Here is a 19042-nt window from a genome sequence, read left to right as displayed (position 1 = left end):
CAGGTAAAATATAGCTATTGTGTTCCCTTAGTTAAATGGATATAACAAGTCCCTCCTAAGGATTAGTTGCTGGTTCGATTCCGGCAGGGAACGTTTTTTGAAGAAAAAGATTCCTTATTTTTAAGGAATCTTTTTTTGTTGGAAAGCAAATACCTCTGCCTCGATTTGCTTAGAAATAATCTTCCAGAATCGGCTTTCCGTCTGGCAAGTTTTCCTGAATCATCACAGCAGCTTCCTTCTCCGTTTCCATTTGCTGGAAAAAGACCAAGGAATCAAGGGATTGTGCCTGCAAAAACAGTTGCACAAAGCGCTGAATCGACAAGGTTGCTTTTGGCAGCTGGGTGGCGGTCTTTTTCGTGACATGATGCTGAGCGTTTTCGATCGTCACTTCATAACACCCATTATTCCATGGGGCATATTCATCCCCTTGAATTTCTATGGCAAAACGACCAGCTTTTTTCAACGTAAATGGATAGCTTTTTAGAAACCCTTCCACATCGACGACTCTTGCCATCATGTCTGGGCGCACTTGGTAGTGAGCCAATGGTCTGGCTGCATTTACTTGCAGGACTTCCCCATCAAACCCTGGTCGATAATGGATCTGCGCTACTGAATCTGCATGGGAAACGATAAACCGATTGAATCCTTGATACGCGTCAGCGGTCAAATAGCCCCACTCTTGAATATCAAAGCGTCCTCCTTCAACAAAGTAGATCAAATACCCTTCAGGAGCGCCCGCTTCATTGCGATAAATCGCAAACGTATACGGTCTGCGCAAAACAAACTTGATTTCTTCCCACCAGGCTTGGCGAATCAGCCCACCTTTTTGATGGCGAGGCAATTGATGATAAATCTCGTGAATGATCGGCTGTGCTTCCTCCCAATTCATGCGTTGAATCCTTCCGTTCACTTTCTTGCCATCGGGCCATTGATGCGCATCAACTTCATAAACGGTGCGTTCAAAGGTATATTCATACCCATATCTGCGATAAAACGCAAAGGAGAAAGGTGCCAGATAGGACAGAACGATTTTTTGTTCATAGCAATCTTTAATGATTTGTTTCATGATCCGATCGATCCGACCTTGGCTGCGATACTCTGGATAAGAAGCCACAAAACCGATCCCTGCCATTGGATAGGTCGTTCCATGAAAATTCACATCAAAAATAGTTGCCATGATTTGGCTCGCTAGTTTTCCATCCTCGTCGTAGGAACCATAATTCCATGAATTCTCCGCAAGCTTGCGATAGCGCTTGATATTTGTTTCATTCAACTCCCACTGAAAGGCATAAGAAACCAATTCCAGTACTTCTTGCGAACCGAATTCGGTCATTTTTTTGACATCTGTCATTCCTTCATCTCCTCTACTTGAAAACACGCAAGAAACGCAAAAAAGGCGTCAGTCGACCCCTTAATATGCTTCTTCCATCATACTCAACATTTTTTTAAATTGCTTGCGTTTGAAATATCCTAGAATGGTGCCTAAGAGCATGTCATTCAATTGCTGCATGAAACCATGTGATTTCATGGTTTCCGTATAAATGACTTTACTCCTCTTTTCATCAAGCGGCGCTACTTCATAGCGAGCGACAAATTCATTTTTCGTCGTTTCTGTTTTGAATTGATAAACTTGATTTTCAATGATTTCTTCGATCTCTATCTTCGCACGACTCGTAGTAGAAAATTCCTTTACATATTGAAATCCTGCCAGTTGCTTTCTAGAAAGTGTTTTTCCAGTTGCTTTTCGTACGTCAAAGATAACAGAATCCATAATTTGATCGTAAAAGACATTTGCTGGAATCGATAAATCTTTTTCAATTCTCATTAAGACTTCCTCCTATCTGACTCTTCGGCTTTCTTCTTTCCTTTCATGAACAAAAGACTGCCAGAAATAAGCAAGAAAATACCTGTTGTAAAACTGAATATATCTAACTGCTGATTACTTGGATTCATACTGTATAGGACTACGAGTAGACCGATACTACATATAAACAAGCCGTTTTTTATCATTTCAATCATCCTATCTATTCGTTGATCCACAGAGAACCTACTCAAACACCAACTGCTTGAAAGTATAAAACAGAACCCCAAGGCTGTGCTTTGATCAATTCTTTTGCTTTTTTTGCCGCCGCTTCTGAATCGGAAGCAGTGGTAGTAAAAATAAGTTTAATCCCTTGTTTTTCTTTGAATGTAAAAGAAATTCCATCTTCGTTATATCCTTCAAGTAATTCTTTGATGTCATCTTGCTGCATTGCACTTGCTATTGAAATCATATTCTTTTCCTCCTAAATAATCAATAATAAAAGGAGGAGCTGCTTTACTTCAAGCGAAGCCATAGCAGTTCCTCACAATCTACAGGTCTATTCGCCTAGTTTTGGATCAATTTTATTTGCTGAAATAACGAACGGCGCCCAAATGAAGAATGTAACGACCATACATACCAACGTTACGATTGGGGCACGCCAGTCAGCTCCTGTTGCCAAGAATGATAGCAACATTGGTGGAACGACCCACGTTACTTGTTGTGAAACAGGTGCTACTAAACCAAAGTACGTTGCTAACCAGCCGATTGAAGTGGCTACTAGCGGAGCAATAATGAACGGAATAAACATGATCGCATTCAATACGATTGGCAGACCGAACATTACCGGTTCATTGATGTTGAATACACCAGGTCCGATTGACAATTTTGCAACAGTTAGATAATCCGCACGTTTTGATAGGATCAAAATAGCAATCAGCAATACAATTGTACCACCTGAACCGCCAAACCAAGCAAATGAGTCAAAGGATCCGCGTACCCACATATATGCCTTGCCGTCTTCGATTGCGGCAAGGACCGCGTTTGTCCCAGTTTGTCCTTCATATCCTTTTTGGAAGATATCGATATTGATCAACTGCGCTTGTCCCCAGATACCTTCTAAAACTGGAGCCAGTACGTTTGGACCATGGATTCCGAAGAACCAGAATATTTGAACAAAAACAGTTACGATCAAAACTGCGCCAAGTCCTTGAGACAAGCCCAGGAAGGGTTCTGCAATATATTTTTGGACAAGATCAATAATTAATTGTCCATCAGTTAGTTTACCGACAATAAAGTTAATAATAGCAATGACATATAAGGCGATTGTTGCTGGCAAAATCGCAGCGAACGCTTTCGATACTGCTGGCGGTACTGAATCAGGCATTTTGATAGTGATATCAGCTAACATCAATTTACAGAAAATAATAACTGAAATAGCCCCCATGATCATTACGGTAAAATAAGCGTTTCCGTTTAGATGATCGAGTTTCAACCAACCCCATCCACCTGCTGTAATTGCATCTGCTGTTGCAGACCATCCGGAAGTTGCTGACCCAGCATTGATTTCATCCATCAAAGCTGTTGGAACAGCTGTCGCCACAGAAGTGCTGTATGAAAAAGCAATCCCTTGAATCAATGTCGCTACCCCAACGATCCCACCTGCGAGATCATTCACTCGATAAGCACGAGCCAGATTATATCCCCAAGAAAAGGCAAATACTAAACCAGCAACAGCCAATGTACCATTCCATACGAAGCCATTGATACTAATAATTTCACGAATAACTGGAATGGTACTGGCATCATAACTCGGCCAGAATTGCGGTGGTAAGTCACGAATGATCGCGTTGATCATTACTGCGATCGAACCAGCCATAGTAGCGGGCATTGTTCCAATAAAGGCATCACGTAATGCAACTAAGTGCTTCTGGGCTCCAATTTTTGCAGCTACAGGGAGAATGTACTTCTCCATCCAACTTGTTAATCCATCCATTCTTAATTCCTCCTATAAGTTCTATTCGTCAAAGAAGATTTTTTGATTCATCGACAATAACTACTTCTATCCGTTCAAAGATTATTCGTTATTTAGACGTCGATAGACATCAATGATTTCTTTCGCTAAATCGGTAAATGCGATTGACGTCATTAGGTGATCTTGTGAATGCACTGTCAACAATGTCACGGTCATATGATTGCCTTGCGCTTCTTGTGTCAATAATCCTGTTTGCGAATGATGCGCTTCCACAAGAGATGCTTCAGCATCTTTGATTTTTTGGTCAGCTAATTCGAAGTCCCCTTCTTTTGCTGCCGCGATTGCTTCCATTGCGTCACTTTTTGCATTACCACCATACATGATCAATCCCATAATGGCTTCCAAATTTTGCTCATCCATCTTTAAAAATCCTCCTTACACTTCGATCCTAAAAATCTTAGTTCATTAATGTTTCTGCTTGTTGCAATACTTTTTCGCCGTTCATCATGCCATAGTCTGCCATGTTGATCACGTCCAAAGGAATGCCTTTTGGTGCTAGTTTTTGTTCAAATTGTGATTTCATGAATCGTACTTGTGGTCCTAATAATAGAACATCGACTGGTTTCGACTCCAAATGTTGGTCGGCTTCTGAAGCTGAAACAGCAAAGATATCTGCTTCCATTCCTTTTGCTTCGGCTGCTTTTTGCATTTTCGTCACCAATAGACTGGTACTCATTCCTGCTGAACAAACAAGCATAATCGTTTTTTTCGCCATCGCGTATCTGCTCCTTTCTGTTGTAAGTTACACTTTACTATAAAGCAAAAAGCGTGCCAAAAAAAAATAAGTCCAGACCTTTATATATCAATGGTCTGAACCAATTTTTCTTTTGCACACTCACGGATTTATCATTACACACTAATATTGTGTGCGGATTCATCATAACTTTTTATTTCATTTTCTAAGAACATTTGTGTTAAATAGGCGATCTCATCTTCAGAGATTTTGATTTGATAGTTTTTCTCTATCTGCAATAAATGAGTTCGCAACACATCTGTTTCGATACGATAGCGTTTTTGGAAGGCCGCCAAATTGGGGAAGGTACGGGAATGTTCCTTCTTCAATAAACTTTCCACTAGAAAGGCTAAATGAATCACTAAGCCCGCATCAACGGTAGGTTCAACAATCACATGCAATTGATTTTGAATTTGATGAACGATTCGCTGCAGACTTTCGATCAGATGATAGACGGACCCCACATGCGTTAAGGTATTTTCTAATGAACGTACGATTTTTTCAATCGGCACTTCATCTGAAACGATCCGCTTCAGTACATTCAACCGATTGTCATCAAAGACATCATAGGCGGAAAAGAACGGGATATTTTGGTAATCGATCTCGACAGTGCCCGCAATGGCTTTGATCTCATATTCTTCTAGCAAGCCATCAATATGTTTCTTGAAGGTTTCTTTTTCAATAAATTGCATTTGAATGATCTCGACTTTTGATTGATCGACGACGGGATAAATTCGTTGATAAAGTTTAGCAGCGACACCTTCTCCAGTAAAGCAAGTGACGATGACTGCTTTTTTATTCCCCTTCGCTTCGCGAACTGTGCGGAACTGTTCTTGCACGATGGTTTCAAAAGAACGCTGAATGTTTTGATAAATGTCTTCTAAACTTCGGCCACTTTCCGCCATTCGCAAAGCCTCTAAGACGATCATCGTACTGACCATCGAGATGGCTTTCGTACGAATCCCGGTCTCTTCAGAAATCAAATTCGCAAATGAATTGAGGGAACCCATATCAGTTAAAAGCAATAAGCCGTTGCTCATCTTTTCCTTATTGTCAGTGACATAGTTCAATAGCTGCTCATACATTTGACCGACTTCCATATCTAAAGACATATTCATCGCTTTGCCATGGTCGGTTTCTAGCAGCTCTTGTGCCGTTTCCAACATACTGCTGGCAGTCGCCTTGCCGTGCATCAAGACAATGATCTCGACTTTTTCAAGGGGCAGTTGCGAGGGTTGTTTGACTTGAATCGCTAAAAACATACTGATAAAGCCGATCTCATCGAAGGGGATCTCGACATGGCGTTCATCTTCGATAATGGTCGATAGATCCATTGCCACCTGGAACTCGGATTTCAAGTTTTTTCTGACTGTATTCAAATCTGGGTGAACGATCATATGTCCTTCCTTGACACGTTCCAGTGTACTTTGCAGATGCAGTGCAAAGGCAAAGCGGGCTTTTTCACTATAGGTTCGAGACAATCTTTGCCCAGCTAGATCATAAAGAACATTTGTCAGTTTCCAAATGTCTTCTGGAATCAGTTCTTTATGAACGGGATTTTGGATCAATTCTTCGACATACTTTTCAAAGTACGCATCGACATCTTTAGAGATCAAATTTTCCAGATCGACATTGGCTACGCCCGTTTCAATCAGCGAGCTGACTTTTTCTTCGATCTCGTTATACACTTGCATATTCCGTTGTGGATCACGAGACCAGACGACATCTGGGTCGCCAGGTTCAAAACTTAGAAAGTCGCCTTTGCCATCCAAAAACCGATCCAAGCGTTCCGACATTTCTTTGATCTTCAGCAAGCCTTTTTGAACTTGCAAGGAGCAGTCGCCTTTTCGTATCAGCAAGTGTTTTTTTCCATAGGTTCGATAATGCAAAAATGCTTTGGCACAGACGAGTTTAAGGTCGCGCTTGATTTGACCAATGTTGCCTTCTGCATCATAGAGCATAAAGGCCAATATCGCATCTCGTTCGACATCGATTCGTTGATTCAGACGGGTCGCCTCTTGCTTGATAAACAACGAAATGATTTCATACCGTTCATCTAAGGAACGACTTTCCACATTTGGCAAAGTAATAGCCATGGGAATTCGCCGATTGAAGGTCGTTAAAAAGGTTTCTGATGATTCCGTGGTGGCACCGATGATCTGCACGGCGGCTTCATGAACTTGATTACTTTCCCCTAATGGACGGTAGATCCCTTTATCAATGAAGGTAAAGAGCATTTCTTGGCCTTCTGGCGGCAGTCGATGGATCTCATCTAAGAACAGGATGCCGCCATCGGCTTTTGCTATCAACCCCGGACTATCTTCTGCCGCACCAGTGTAGGCGCCTTTTTTGATGCCAAAGATGTGACCAAACAACAATTGCGGATTTTGTGCATAATCCGCACAGTTAAAGGATACGAATGGGGCATCTTTTTCTAACATATTTGATTCAACCGCAAAATGATACATACATTCGGCAAATAAGGATTTACCCGTACCTGTCTCACCAAAAATAATGGTATGGAGTCCTCTAGGTGGATATAAGATCGCCGCTTTGGCTTGCTGGATACTTACTTTCAAGGAAGCTTGGACTCCAACCAGACTTTCAAAACTCACTTCAGAGGAAACATCAACATGGACCGTTTCTTCTAAAGGCTCATAAACAACCGGACGGCCGGAACGTTTGCCGATTTTCTTTTCCTTATAAAGCTCACTGAGATAACGGCTTGCATTGCTGCGATCGATTTGTAAGATTTTAGCGACATCAACTGCGGTCAACCCTTGCTTATGCAGTTCGATCGTTTGAAAAATCTCTTCTTTTCGCGAATTCATTCGATAGCCTCCTCATTTTTTTACACACTAATAATAAACAACGTTAATGGTAACACAAAAAGACGCTCAATGGCGTCTTTTTCCTTTGTCTTTTTGCTTTTTCGTCTTTTTCTTGCTCTTTTTGACAGGAGTGTGTAATTTTTCAGGCGTTTTCTTGGAAATTTTCTGCACACTTACTGTTTTCATTTCTTTCTTGCTTTCTTTTTCGACAACAGGTGCTTCTGTGTGTAACTGTCCCCCATGCAGATAAACTTCCTTGAGTTCTATGGACAACTGATTCGCGATTTTTTTCAAATCCTTCAACGAATGGTCTTGAACGATCGTAACGACAGTTCCTTCTTTGCCCATTCTTCCAACGCGTCCTGCGCGGTGTAAATAGGATTCTTTTTCTAAAGGGACTTCTGTATTGATCACGTAAGGCAGATCCACGACATCTAAGCCGCGAGAGGCGACATCGGTCGTCAATAGTTCCACTAGTTTTCCTTGACGAAAGCTCTCTAATGCACCTTTTCGTGCAAGTTTGTTTTGATCAGATGCCAGAGAGGCCACCGGCAAGCCATGAAACAATAGCTTTTCTTCCGCATTCCCCATTGTGCTTAATTCATTGAAGAAAACCAAGGCTTGAAAGTTTGGTAAATGAGCAAAGCGTCTTAAAGCATCCACGATTCGTCGTTGCGGATAGTTCAAATAGTAATGATGGATGACGCCTTTGCTCTGATCTTCTTGGGTAACATCAATGATCAGCGGCTCTTTTGACACGAATGGTCGAATCTCATCGATCACTTCGTTCGCGGTTGCTGAAAAGAAACTACGCTGGATTTGTTTTGGTAATGTTTGATTGATCTTGGCTGCCAGGGTGAAGGCACCCTCTTTCAATAATTGGTCAACCTCATCCAATACCAACGATTGCAGCTGCTGGGTCTTGATTTTTTTGGCTTTGATCAACTCTAACACACGGCCTGGGGTACCGATCAAGACCTCGGGTTTGTCTTTTAGTTTTTCCACTTGGCGTTTTGTACTTGCGCCGCCAATTAGCGGCAGAACGGTCAAACCAATGGCTTGGGCCCATTCCCTTGCTACTTCTGTGACTTGCATCGCTAATTCTTGTGAAGAAGTCAAAATCAACAGCTGATTGCCTTGCTTTTTTTCAACCTTCGTTAACAATGGCAAGAGATACGCCAAAGTTTTACCTGAACCGGTCGGTGAGATTCCTATGACAGACGCGCCGTCTTTTAAAGGACCAAAGGTTTTTTCTTGGATCAAGGACGGTGCGTGATAACCAGCCGCTTGCCATTTTTCCTGCCAGACGTCTGGCAATTGTGTCAATTCAAATACTGTCATAAATGTTCCATTCCTTATTTTTTATCTGCATCAAAAATGATGTCGGCCTGCTTACGCATCAAAGAGACGGTTTCATTGACACTGCGGGCAAGTTCCACCCATTCCTCATAGCGTTGTCCTTGTTTAGGATCATCTTTGTTTTCAATGATGTCTGCAAAGTCTTGCGCTTCTTCGATCATCGGATTGTCTAAAGCAGCGACTGCTAATGGATGCGTTTGTTTTGTTTGGCGTTCATAAAATGCTGCTTCTTCAATAGCATTGACGGCATTCAAATCTAATGTCCCGTCTTCAAAATAAATTTCTGATCGTAACTCTGAATCAGCGATTTTGCCTGTTTGGATCGTGACATCAAAATCAGCATAGCGTAGCACAGCAGTCCCGATACCATCTACACCCGTCGGTAATTTACGGGCAAAATAATGAACATCTTGCGGTTTGCCAAACCAAGCAACCGCCGCATATACTGGATACACACCCAAGTCGGCTAAAGCTCCGCCAGAAAAATGTGGAGAAAAGATATTTGGTTCCTCCCCAGCTAGTACAGCGTCATAACGAGACGAGTATTTCATATAAGAAAAGTTCGCCCCAAGAATGGCACCGCGTGTGGGTAAGAATTCGGCTACGGTTGAAAAACTCGCTTCATGAATGTTGCGAGCTGCTTCAAAGAATAAAACCTGTTGTTGGTTTGCTAGGTCAATGATCTCCGCCATTTCCTCAGGCGTTGAAAAGGCTGGCTTTTCCACAATGACATTTTTTCCTGCCAAAATACCTTGCTTGGCTTGTTCAAAGTGCAAACTGTTCGGAGAAGCGATATAGACCGTGTCCATATGAGCTAAGCCAAAAAAAGTGGCCAAATCGGTCGCATATTTGATGTCCCCGTATTTTTCCCCAAAGCGTTGCGCTGTGGCTAATTTCCTTGAGTATACGGCTACCAATTGATACCGTTTGGTTTCGTGGGCTGCTTGTACAAATTGATCGGTGATCCAATTCGTGCCGATAATCCCTAAATGAATCATGTGTTTTCCTTCTTTCTTCTATAGATTGGGGTCGTCAAATTCGACGTTCAAATCAAAAGGGATCGGTTCTTTGACCGCGATCATCCCTTGGTTTACCTGGCAATTATAAGCAAACACTTCGACACCTTTGCTTTGCGCTTCAGCGATCTTATCGGCCAGATCCGGCTGCATCTGTCGATGGATCGTGGCGCTTTGCACCACTTCAAATTGGATCATAAACAAAACCGCCGCATAATAGCCTGCTTCTTTGGCATGGATCAATTCATTGACGTGTTTCAAGCCGCGAATCGTTGGCGCATCTGGGAAAGCGCCGATTTGCTTGTTTTCAAGTGTCATCCCTTTAATTTCTATAAACCCTTTTTCTTGTTCGTCTGTTTCAAAATAAAGATCAAACTTAGACATCCCATAGACGACTTCACGCCGCAAGAGGGCAATTTTCCCTTTGATATTTGGCAACTGGATCGTGCCATCCAAAAGGCCTTCATAGCCTAACCGATTGGGTACTTGACTATCAATATTGATCCATTGGTCTTCTTTCTTGACTGAGATCAAATCGTAATTGGTTTTACGTTTCGGATTGTCCCAATATTGGAGGGTCACGAGTGCCCCTTTGTGCAATAGTTCTTTTCCTCGTCCCGTATTTTTCACATGGACGATCACTTCTTGCCCATCGACTAGACATCGGGCAATGAATCGGTTGTCTCGCACGAGAAACGTGGCTAAGAGGGTATTCGGATAATTCATTTTCTCACCTGCTCTTTTGAATCATAGCATATTTTGATAAAAACTTCTAAACTTCAAACTAAAGTACCATGCTTTTTTACCTTCTCATGGTATACTTATGGCAATTATTTTCTAGTGTGCAGAAGCGGGCATCTTGTTCACAAGGTGCAACTAGATGAATCGTAAGTGATAGGACGTGTATAAATGAAGAAAAGGTCTCTATTGATTGGTTTATCTCTAGCAACGGGCGTGGTCAGCTCCTTGCTGTTGCGAAAGGAAAAACAAAAAAATGAAAACCGCCAAAATTTCATTGGAAATTGGCGTTTTACTTCAAAGACAAAAGAAGATGTCATTTTAGAAATTGCCAATGATTATTCATTGACCATCGAAGGCAAACCGTTGCCTGTTTCCATTGTTGAACTGACTCCGATGCGATTAGTGTTACTGGACACATTTGGCTATCATTTAGTCCTGGAACAAAAAGGCTCCGTTATTACTTTATATGATGAAGCAGAAGATTGCCACTATTCTTTGACAAAAATCGCCTAAGGGACATGAGAAGATCGAGTTCATGTTTTCTTCACATTTTCTTCGGTCAATTCTCAGACTTTTTATCAGCATTTCCTGGCAATCCATGCTATCATTAACTTAACAAGTGGTTGAACAAGGTGTTCCGTTGAGTGATGTTTGATCGTTCATAGATTAAGGTGTAGGTTCGATTCCTACCTTCCACATTTATTTTAAACAGAAAGAAGGGATTTTTATGTTAACGACCTTTATTTCACTCTTTTCCATCTTTGCTTTAGCTGCGTTACTAGCTGGGACATTCTTTTTAGCAAAATTGGCCATGCAACAAGAAACGAGAGCAGTGAAAGTTCCCGTCAGAGCCCAAAACCAAAACCCGAGAATCCATTCCAATCGTCGCTAAGTGAAATCGTTTGACCCGATGTCAATTCAGAAAAACTTGTCTTCTTTATTAAATAGGAAGGCAAGTTTTTTTTGCTGTCTTTTGCCCTTAGGTCTTCTAGGTTGAAATGGTTTAACACCGCCCATTCCCCCTTTGAGCGGTCTTCTCGCAATTAAATGCTAAGTTTTCTCTTAGAGTATTGCAACAGCGGATACTCTTTGTTAAAATTTTTGCTTAGATACAACTTAAAAGGAGCTACTACATATATGCAGAAAATAACCAAGTTCGGGTATTCCTTCGTTGCTGCTTTGGCAATCCTCTTTGCTGCTGTCGGCATCCCCCTCGTTTCATATGCTGATGATACAGCAATGAGCATCGAAGAGATCCAAGATTTTTCGATTGACGCCAAAGCCGCCTACTCCATTGATTTTGACACAGGGAAAGTGTTGTATGATCAAGATGGCGAGACAGCCATGGGTATTGCCTCCATCACCAAGATCATCAGCCTCTACCTTGTCGCTGAGCAAGTAGAACAAGGAACGATCGCTTGGGATGATCCTGTGCCTATTTCCGATTATGCCGCGAATCTCAGCGTGTCCCCTAACTTATCAAATGTCCCTTTGCATCAAGACGTTACCTATACAGTAAAAGATCTGTATGATGCCAGTTATATCCAATCTGCAAATGCTGCAATCGTCGCGCTCGCGGAGCTGATTGCTGGGTCTGAAAGTGCCTTTGTGGATTTAATGCAAGAAAAAGTGCAATCATGGGGCATCACCGATGCAAAAATCGTCAATGCTTCTGGCTTGAACAATGCTTATCTAGGGGAAAATATTTACCCAGGATCAACTTCAACTGATGAAAACGAACTATCCGCAAAAGATGTGGCATTGATTGCCCGTCATTTGTTACAAGACTTTCCAGATGTTTTGGAAGTAACCAGCCTTTCAACAAAACAATTTGGTGAAGGTTCCTATTCACCTGTCGAGATGGTCAATTGGAACTGGATGCTTCCAGGTTTTACGAATACGAAAGATGGTGTCGACGGTCTGAAGACTGGTACGACAGATATGGCAGGCGCCTGCTTTGTCGGAACCGCCGTTAAAGATGGGCAACGAATCATCACCGTGGTGCTAAACGTCAATGGTCATGCAGAAAATCCTAGTGTTCGTTTTATTGAAACAGGCCGTTTGATGGATTACTCGTTTGACGCTTGGGAACAAGTAGAGATTTTACCAGAAAATGCGCAACTAGAAGATACCCAGACGGTTGCAGTCAAAGATGGGAAAGAATTGAGTGTGCCCGTTGCCTTAAATCAAGGTTTGACCTTATGGGTACGTGGAGATATGGATGCCACAGCCTTTGAAACAACCATTGACTTTAATGAGCATTATCGTGATTCTGCCCTGCAAGCGCCATTGACTGAGGGCACAGAAGTCGGTACCGTAAGTGCTTCGATTCCAGCTGATACGCTTGGTTATATTGATGATTCCGATCATGACGAGACTGCAGGATTGATCACAACACAAACGGTGGAAAAAGCCAACATCTTTGTTCGTGCTTGGCGCGGCGTGTCCAACTTTTTCAGTAATCTTTTTTAACCTAAACGAAAAAATCTGTCCGAAGCAAAGACTGCTTCTCGGACAGATTTTTTTTATTCTACTGTTTCCACCGTTGCTGTTGCCAATGGTTCTACAGGGAAAAACAATTCAACTTCCCCCTCCTTAAAATGAGGAAGATACCTTTCTTGGATGGCTGCTGACAACTGGACGTCGTTTTCTGATAAAACTTCCATCAGCATTTTTTCAGTCATCATCGTTAAGTTTTTTTCATCCGTTTTTACAACGAGATAGGTCATTGCGGGCATTTCCCAACGGACCCAACCGACAGGAGGAAAATTTTCTGTCTGGACTTGAACGCCTGCCAAGTAGCGACCGGTTTCTTGCCAAGGCTCTAACCAATTGGTGCCATCACTCATCAAGCCCCAAAATTCCAGTTCTTCTGCCTTTTGATCACTTACGAGAAATTCGATCTCTTCAAAATCCTTTGTTGCAAGTTCCCAGAGCGCTGGTACCCAAGAAGCACCTTCTTCTGCTAACCCCTTGCCCTCTTTTCCAATCACATAAAAAGCGGGTCGTTCGACGCGAATCACTTCACCTAATTGCATGTTCCTTCCTCCTTCTTTCCTTCATTTTAGCGAATTGCAAGAAATTCAGCAACTTTGACCTTAGCAACAAGCAATTTCTGTCATTTTTCGGTATACTAAGTGTATCGTTAAAGGAGTGAAAAACATGGATTTTACGCAATTGCTGATTTTTGCCATCAGCTATGTGTCGGGCGTGATCGTCGTTCAAAAATGGCGCAAGAAAAAAGATGATCCGGATATTTTCTTTTTTGAATGTTGTTGGACGATCTTAGCCCTGCTAATTTATTTAGCTGTCTCAGAATTACGGACAGGTAGTTTCTTTATTCTGATACCCGTCGCCTTCGCCGGCCTTTTTTTATTTTCTTATCGGCGCAACAAGCATCAACTCGTAAATGGCTTACTCTTTAATTTGTTCGTGTTGGCTTTTGGCGGCTATTTAGTCATTAATTTATACCGAACCCAAGATATTCTTGTAGGTGGCCTATTGGCTGTTTTACTAGCGATTTTCTTTGCTGTACTATTATTCGGTTTGGCAACGCTCGTGGTCTTTCTTTACTGGAATTCCATTATTGTTCTACGAAGAGAATCGCGATCGATCGCCAATCTATTGACCCTGATCTTAGCGGTGGTTTTGACCGTATTACTATTTTCAGATACCCTTTTGCACTTTTTCCCAGATTGGATCCGAACCTTATTCGGCATTGTTCCCCTAAGTCTTTTGTATCTGTTTGTAGTCTTTTTGAACTTTTTATCCATTTCAGTCATTTATCAGTTCAACCATCCTCGCTATAATCAGGACTTTATCATCGTCTTAGGAGCAGGTCTTTTGAATGGCACCACGGTCTCCCCTTTATTGGCAAAACGCATCAATACAGCGATCTCGTTCTACGAAGCGCAATTTAAAGCCAAAAAAACCGCTCCTCGATTACTGATGTCAGGCGGACAAGGAAGCGATGAGCAGCTGCCGGAAGCTGTTGCTATGAAAGAATATGCGATTGCCCAAGGCGTACCAGAAGGTGAGATTTTAGTGGAAACAAATTCCACGACTACTTATGAAAACATGAAATTTTCGAAAGAAATCATGGATTCGCTTAAGCCAAAGGGCTACAAAGCAATCTTTGCCTCAAACAATTACCATATTTTTCGTGCTGGTCTCTATGCAGATCAAGCCCAACTTAAAGCGGATGGTATCGGAGCACCTACTGCCTTTTACTATTTACCGAATGCCTTTTTAAGAGAATTCGTGGCAATCCTTTTTATGCACAAAAGACGACATTTAACGGTATTGATCACCTTACTGATTCTCTATGCAGGTGCAGCGATCCTCCAACTTATTTTTGGCTAAACAAACAAAAAAAGTTCTTTGAACCAGTTGGTTCGAAGAACTTTTTTCTTATTGAATCGTGCGATGTTTCTTCCAGAAGCGTTGTTGCCATTTTTCTTTCATGCTGTCTGTAAGGGGTTCTGATGCTTCTTTGATCGCACAATATTTGTCCACCATCGTGACGATATAGCTTTCTTTATAGCGTGGCGGTGCAATCGTTGCTCCCCACATATGTTTCAAGATGATATCTTTTTCAAGATCACTAAGTTCAGTGATTTTTTCGGCATTTTTTACTGCGATTCGTGGATGCATGTACGCATGGGTACCTTCGTCAAACTTTGTAGTACGCCAATCGTAATAAAATAAATCATGAAGGAGTCCTGCACGAGCTGTTGCACGAGCATCGCCGCCCCATTTCTTGGCCAATTTGTAACTATAATAAGAGACGCTGATCGAATGTTCCAAACGTGTGGAGTTCATATGCTGCACAAAATTGGCTAATTTTTTTACAGCTTCTGTTTCTAACAGGTCAGCCACGTAAGACATATATTCGCTATCTTCTTGCCATTTTTCTGTCATAAATTTTTGTCTGCCACCTTTTTTGATCTGCTTGATTGTTACAAGACAAAGTATAGCACCTATTCCTGCAAGTTTCTAGGTGAGGTGCAATAGATTCAAATAGTTTAACAGTTCCTTAAAAATCTAGCTGACAGCAAAATACATCAAAATACCTGCCGCAATGGCGACGTTCAATGATTCCGCCTGACCATAGATAGGAATATATAGATTTTTATCGGTCAATGCCAACAGTTCCTGATTGACCCCTTGCCCCTCGTTGCCTAAAATGAAGGCAGCCGCTTGTTCTTTAGGAAGCTCGGTATAAGGGACTGCTTCTTTGTTTAACTCGGTACCATAAATCGCCACACCAGCTGCCTGCAGCTGCTTTAAAAATGGCGGGATCGCTCCTTCTACGATCGGCAGATGATAGTTGCTACCTTGCATGCTGCGCAATACTTTGGTGCTGTAGAGATCGGCTGTTCCTTCGCCGAGAAAAACCCCGCTGAATCCAGCGGCATCCGCTGTTCGAATCATGGTGCCAACGTTTCCAGGATCTTGCACATTATCTAAAATCAGCCAATTGCCCGTCAGTGTCTGTAAGTCTTGTTCTTGCTTTTCCACCACGGCAAAAATCCCTTGTGGTGTTGGCAAATCAGAAAGCATCGCTGCGATCTCCTCTGTGATCAAATAGCTTTCTTCCTGATAATCATCGAGTTGCCCGTTGGCTTCACTTAACCCTCGCGGGGTCACCAACAATGCTTTGATGGGTACTTTTGCATGCAATGCTTCTTGCACCAAATGCCAGCCATCGATCAAATAGCTATTGGTTTGTGTCCGATGTTTTTTTTGTGTTAGTTTTTTGATTTCCTTGATAAAGGTATTTTTTTTCGATTGAATTTCTTTCATCTTGTCACCTCGATTCATTATAGCATGAGTCAATCGATCTAACTTGTTCTTTTACTGAAAAAACGCTATCATATAAAGCAGAGGAGGGATTGTCCATGAAGAAACTACGAATCCATGTGCAAGGACGTGTCCAAGGCGTCGGCTTTCGTTATACCACAAAAATGCTTGCCGATCAGTTGGGCGTCACCGGATCTGTAAAAAACGAAGCGGATGGTTCTGTTTCGATTGAAGCAATTGGCGATGACAAAGCCATCGATGCCTTTGTTGCTGGGGTTAAGGATTCTCCTTCACCCGCTGGGAAAGTAAATCAGATCGACATCCAACCAGACGATGCTATCAAAGAGCGTCGGAGTTTTGATGTAGTGTACTATTAACAATTGAATGTTTTCTAAGTCGAAAGATTGATTTTTCAATGAATTTCTCTTTGTACATTGAAATAGTCGGTCTTTTTTAGTATAGTTATTTTTGTCTAAATTTATTGTGAAGAGGAAGAATAGAATGTCTAAAATGAATAAATGGCTACTTTCATCAGGATTATTTGGCCTGTTATTAGCATTATCAGGCTGTGTCAGTACCAATGCTGATGGTACGCCGAAAGAAACAGGAATGATTTATCGCTTTTTGGTGAAACCATTAGGGGATATGATCACGATGCTCGTTGAAAACTTCAACTGGTCTTACGGCTGGGCGATCATCGCCGTAACGATCGTTGTCCGTGTCATTATCTTACCATTAGGGATCCATCAGTCTCGCAAAACGATGGTTCAAAGTGAAAAAATGCAGTTTCTGAAACCTCAAGTGGATATTGCGCAAGCCAATTTGAAAAAAGCAACCACTCGGGAAGAACAAATGCAAGCGCAAGCGGAGATGCAAAAAATTTACTCTGAAAACAACGTCAGTATGTTTGGCGGTATCGGATGTCTCCCTTTGCTGATTCAGATGCCGATCTTCTCTGCTCTTTATTTCACCGCTCGTTACACACAAGGAATCCAAAACTCTGAATTCTTTGGCGTATCATTAGGCGACCCCAGCATTCTCTTTGTGGCGATTGCTGGTCTTTCCTACTTGGCACAAGGATATATCTCAACCATCGGGATTCCTGAAGAACAGAAAAAAACGATGAAAACCATGTTGATCGTTTCTCCATTGATGATCGTTTTCATGTCCATGAGTGCACCAGCTGGTGTGACACTTTACTGGGTAGTTGGTGGGGTCTTCAGTTGTATCCAAACGTTTATCACGAATGTCATCATGAAACCAAAAATTCGTGCCCAAGTCGAAGCGGAAATGAAAGCAAATCCGCCTAAAACGGTAGTTACGCCTCGTAAAGACGTAACGCCTGAAAAAGCAGAAGCTGTCAAAAAAGCGTTGAACACGACAAAGCCTAACGGAAAAGGTCGTAACGCTGGCAAGCAGCAACGGAAGTAATTCTTGACCAAATCGCTCATTGGGCGGTTTGGTTTTTTGTTGTTTTCAAATGGGAATCAGTTGCTTCTTCTATTGCCTTTCGCTATAGTAAATGAGAGGTGAGCGCATGTTTCAAGCATATATCAATATTTTTGTCATTTTCAGTCTCATGTTTATCGGTTATTGGTTGTCTTACAAACAATGGTTTTCTAATCGAACCGCCGATACGTTTTCAAAACTGGTGTTAAATGTCTCATTACCCGCCAATATGTTTTTGACGATCATTAAAAACTTTACGAAAGACGAGTTTCTCTCCTTAGTTTCCGGGATGATCATCCCTTTGCTTTCCATGATGATCACTTACTTCGCCGGTTATTTATGGCGCCGTTTCGCGCAAGTTGAAACCAAACACCAAGGGGCATTTTCCGCCATGTTTACCTTTTCCAATACGATCTTCATCGGCTTACCGATCAATTTAGCCATTTTTGGTGAAAAAGCCGTTCCCTATGTATTGTTGTACTACATCGTAAATACGACATTATTTTGGACCATCGGTATTTTTGAGTTAGCAAAAGATAACCCCGATTTCGGCGAAGCCCGCATTTCCTTTCATCCATTGGTCATGCTAAAAAAGATTTTTTCGCCAGCCTTGATTGGTTTCATTATCGGCTTGATCTGGATGCTGTTCACATTACCACTGCCCTCCTTTGTTGATGGGCTTGGAAGCTACCTAGCAGATTTAACGACGCCTCTATCAATGTTTATTATCGGGATCATCGTGTACTTTGGCGGGCTCAAGAACTTGCGAATGACCAAAGACATTGCTGGTGTCCTGTTTGGTCGCTTCATTCTTTCGCCTCTCGTTGTATGGCTATTAAGCAGAATCATCCCTGTTCCTGAATTGATGCTTTCTGTGTTTATTATTCAAGCCTCTATGCCCGTCCAAAACTCTGTCCCGATCCTTGTACGAAACTACCAAGGGGATGAAGAATTTGCAACTTCATGTCTAGGCTATTCCGTATTACTGTACATGGTGTATCTGCCTGTTTTGCTTTTTTTCTTTTTTTAGCTAGTTAACGAACTTTGTCGAAAAATACTCGTTACCAAAGGCATTCGCTTCTTTCGGTAACGAGTATTTTTCTTCTCTTTGTATGGTAAAGGTTCGATTGATTCGCTGTCCGAACGGCAACTCCCCTTATGATTTGTCACTATAGATCACGATTTTTCTGATTTTCGCCAGATTGTGACTGCTTAGGTTACCTTCATAAACAAGACAAAAAAGCCCATCATGCAGAAACTAGCTATACTAGATGT

At 41.9% G+C, this 19042-nt stretch carries 21 protein-coding genes and 1 tRNA gene; 8 read left to right on the top strand and 14 right to left on the bottom strand.

Translation table 11 applies throughout. The features are described 5' to 3' along the window. The first annotated feature begins 21 nt into the window (after window positions 1–21). A tRNA-Arg gene (locus ECA1_RS14925) sits at window positions 22–93 on the top strand. Between the two features lie 76 nt (window positions 94–169). Here the strand turns inward: ECA1_RS14925 and ECA1_RS14920 are convergent. The 11 genes from ECA1_RS14920 to sfsA all read right to left on the bottom strand — a co-directional run bounded on the left by ECA1_RS14920 (window position 170) and on the right by sfsA (window position 10501). Then, window positions 170–1351 carry a GNAT family N-acetyltransferase gene (locus ECA1_RS14920; RefSeq protein ID WP_060792912.1) on the bottom strand — a complete coding sequence of 394 codons (1182 nt, stop codon included), beginning with the start codon at window positions 1349–1351 and terminating at the stop codon, window positions 170–172. Between the two features lie 60 nt (window positions 1352–1411). Further along, entirely contained in the window at window positions 1412–1825 is a 414-nt protein-coding gene (locus ECA1_RS14915) for a DUF3284 domain-containing protein (protein ID WP_060792911.1), read from the bottom strand. Beyond that, entirely contained in the window at window positions 1825–2010 is a 186-nt protein-coding gene (locus ECA1_RS14910) for a DUF3188 domain-containing protein (protein ID WP_010749336.1), read from the bottom strand. Before ECA1_RS14910 ends, ECA1_RS14915 begins: the two co-directional genes overlap by 1 nt. A 41-nt stretch (window positions 2011–2051) precedes the next feature. Further along, window positions 2052–2273 carry a hypothetical protein gene (locus ECA1_RS14905; RefSeq protein WP_060792910.1) on the bottom strand — a complete coding sequence of 74 codons (222 nt, stop codon included), beginning with the start codon at window positions 2271–2273 and terminating at the stop codon, window positions 2052–2054. 87 nt (window positions 2274–2360) lie between these two features. Continuing rightward, complete coding sequence (locus ECA1_RS14900) at window positions 2361–3776, bottom strand: PTS sugar transporter subunit IIC (RefSeq protein ID WP_371179804.1); 1416 nt, start codon at window positions 3774–3776, stop codon at window positions 2361–2363. Window positions 3777–3878: 102 nt separating this feature from the next. Continuing rightward, the gene (locus ECA1_RS14895) at window positions 3879–4196 is read right to left on the bottom strand and encodes a PTS lactose/cellobiose transporter subunit IIA (protein ID WP_005229473.1); all 318 of its coding nucleotides are present in this window, start codon (window positions 4194–4196) and stop codon (window positions 3879–3881) included. Window positions 4197–4233: 37 nt separating this feature from the next. After that, the gene (locus tag ECA1_RS14890) at window positions 4234–4551 is read right to left on the bottom strand and encodes a PTS sugar transporter subunit IIB (protein WP_005229471.1); all 318 of its coding nucleotides are present in this window, start codon (window positions 4549–4551) and stop codon (window positions 4234–4236) included. A 134-nt stretch (window positions 4552–4685) separates the two neighbouring features. After that, window positions 4686–7400, bottom strand: coding sequence for a sigma-54-dependent transcriptional regulator (locus tag ECA1_RS14885; RefSeq protein ID WP_060792909.1), 2715 nt, complete (start codon window positions 7398–7400; stop codon window positions 4686–4688). Between the two features lie 66 nt (window positions 7401–7466). After that, complete coding sequence (locus tag ECA1_RS14880) at window positions 7467–8741, bottom strand: DEAD/DEAH box helicase (protein WP_060792908.1); 1275 nt, start codon at window positions 8739–8741, stop codon at window positions 7467–7469. Window positions 8742–8755: 14 nt separating this feature from the next. Continuing rightward, window positions 8756–9757 (bottom strand): Gfo/Idh/MocA family protein, encoded by a 1002-nt coding sequence (locus tag ECA1_RS14875; RefSeq protein WP_060792907.1) that lies wholly within the window; start codon window positions 9755–9757, stop codon window positions 8756–8758. A gap of 18 nt (window positions 9758–9775) precedes the next feature. Further along, the gene (gene sfsA, locus ECA1_RS14870; protein WP_060792906.1) at window positions 9776–10501 is read right to left on the bottom strand and encodes a DNA/RNA nuclease SfsA; all 726 of its coding nucleotides are present in this window, start codon (window positions 10499–10501) and stop codon (window positions 9776–9778) included. A gap of 183 nt (window positions 10502–10684) precedes the next feature. Between sfsA and ECA1_RS14865 the strand changes: the two genes are divergently transcribed. The 3 genes from ECA1_RS14865 to ECA1_RS14860 all read left to right on the top strand — a co-directional run bounded on the left by ECA1_RS14865 (window position 10685) and on the right by ECA1_RS14860 (window position 12988). Beyond that, window positions 10685–11029, top strand: a complete 345-nt coding sequence (locus ECA1_RS14865; RefSeq protein WP_016610747.1) for a DUF4828 domain-containing protein — start codon at window positions 10685–10687, stop codon at window positions 11027–11029. Between the two features lie 214 nt (window positions 11030–11243). Further along, window positions 11244–11408 carry a hypothetical protein gene (locus ECA1_RS17665; RefSeq protein WP_005229460.1) on the top strand — a complete coding sequence of 55 codons (165 nt, stop codon included), beginning with the start codon at window positions 11244–11246 and terminating at the stop codon, window positions 11406–11408. A gap of 245 nt (window positions 11409–11653) precedes the next feature. Then, window positions 11654–12988: a serine hydrolase gene (locus ECA1_RS14860; protein WP_010749328.1), complete on the top strand. Its 1335-nt coding sequence runs from the start codon at window positions 11654–11656 to the stop codon at window positions 12986–12988. A 53-nt stretch (window positions 12989–13041) separates the two neighbouring features. On the opposite strand, the gene ECA1_RS14855 is transcribed toward ECA1_RS14860, so the two are convergent. Continuing rightward, complete coding sequence (locus ECA1_RS14855; RefSeq protein ID WP_060792905.1) at window positions 13042–13554, bottom strand: GyrI-like domain-containing protein; 513 nt, start codon at window positions 13552–13554, stop codon at window positions 13042–13044. A gap of 124 nt (window positions 13555–13678) precedes the next feature. Between ECA1_RS14855 and ECA1_RS14850 the strand changes: the two genes are divergently transcribed. Further along, window positions 13679–14878 (top strand): YdcF family protein, encoded by a 1200-nt coding sequence (locus ECA1_RS14850; protein ID WP_060792904.1) that lies wholly within the window; start codon window positions 13679–13681, stop codon window positions 14876–14878. 48 nt (window positions 14879–14926) lie between these two features. Here ECA1_RS14850 and ECA1_RS14845 read toward each other — a convergent pair whose 3' ends face one another. Together ECA1_RS14845 and ECA1_RS14840 are read right to left on the bottom strand one after the other, a co-directional pair. Next, complete coding sequence (locus ECA1_RS14845) at window positions 14927–15436, bottom strand: HD domain-containing protein (protein WP_005229452.1); 510 nt, start codon at window positions 15434–15436, stop codon at window positions 14927–14929. 123 nt (window positions 15437–15559) lie between these two features. After that, complete coding sequence (locus ECA1_RS14840; RefSeq protein WP_060792903.1) at window positions 15560–16321, bottom strand: TrmH family RNA methyltransferase; 762 nt, start codon at window positions 16319–16321, stop codon at window positions 15560–15562. Between the two features lie 95 nt (window positions 16322–16416). Between ECA1_RS14840 and ECA1_RS14835 the strand changes: the two genes are divergently transcribed. From ECA1_RS14835 to ECA1_RS14825, 3 genes are all read left to right on the top strand, one after another. Then, window positions 16417–16695 (top strand): acylphosphatase, encoded by a 279-nt coding sequence (locus ECA1_RS14835; RefSeq protein ID WP_010749324.1) that lies wholly within the window; start codon window positions 16417–16419, stop codon window positions 16693–16695. Window positions 16696–16819: 124 nt separating this feature from the next. Next, a complete protein-coding gene (gene yidC, locus ECA1_RS14830; RefSeq protein ID WP_060792902.1) occupies window positions 16820–17749 on the top strand; it encodes a membrane protein insertase YidC in 930 nt (309 codons plus the stop codon). Window positions 17750–17855: 106 nt separating this feature from the next. After that, window positions 17856–18797, top strand: a complete 942-nt coding sequence (locus ECA1_RS14825; protein WP_010749322.1) for an AEC family transporter — start codon at window positions 17856–17858, stop codon at window positions 18795–18797. Window positions 18798–19042 lie beyond the last annotated feature (245 nt).

It is taken from the genome of Enterococcus casseliflavus NBRC 100478 (assembly GCF_001544095.1).
In the GTDB taxonomy this organism is placed as follows: domain Bacteria; phylum Bacillota; class Bacilli; order Lactobacillales; family Enterococcaceae; genus Enterococcus_D; species Enterococcus_D casseliflavus.
This window is presented reverse-complemented; position numbering and strand designations above follow the sequence as displayed.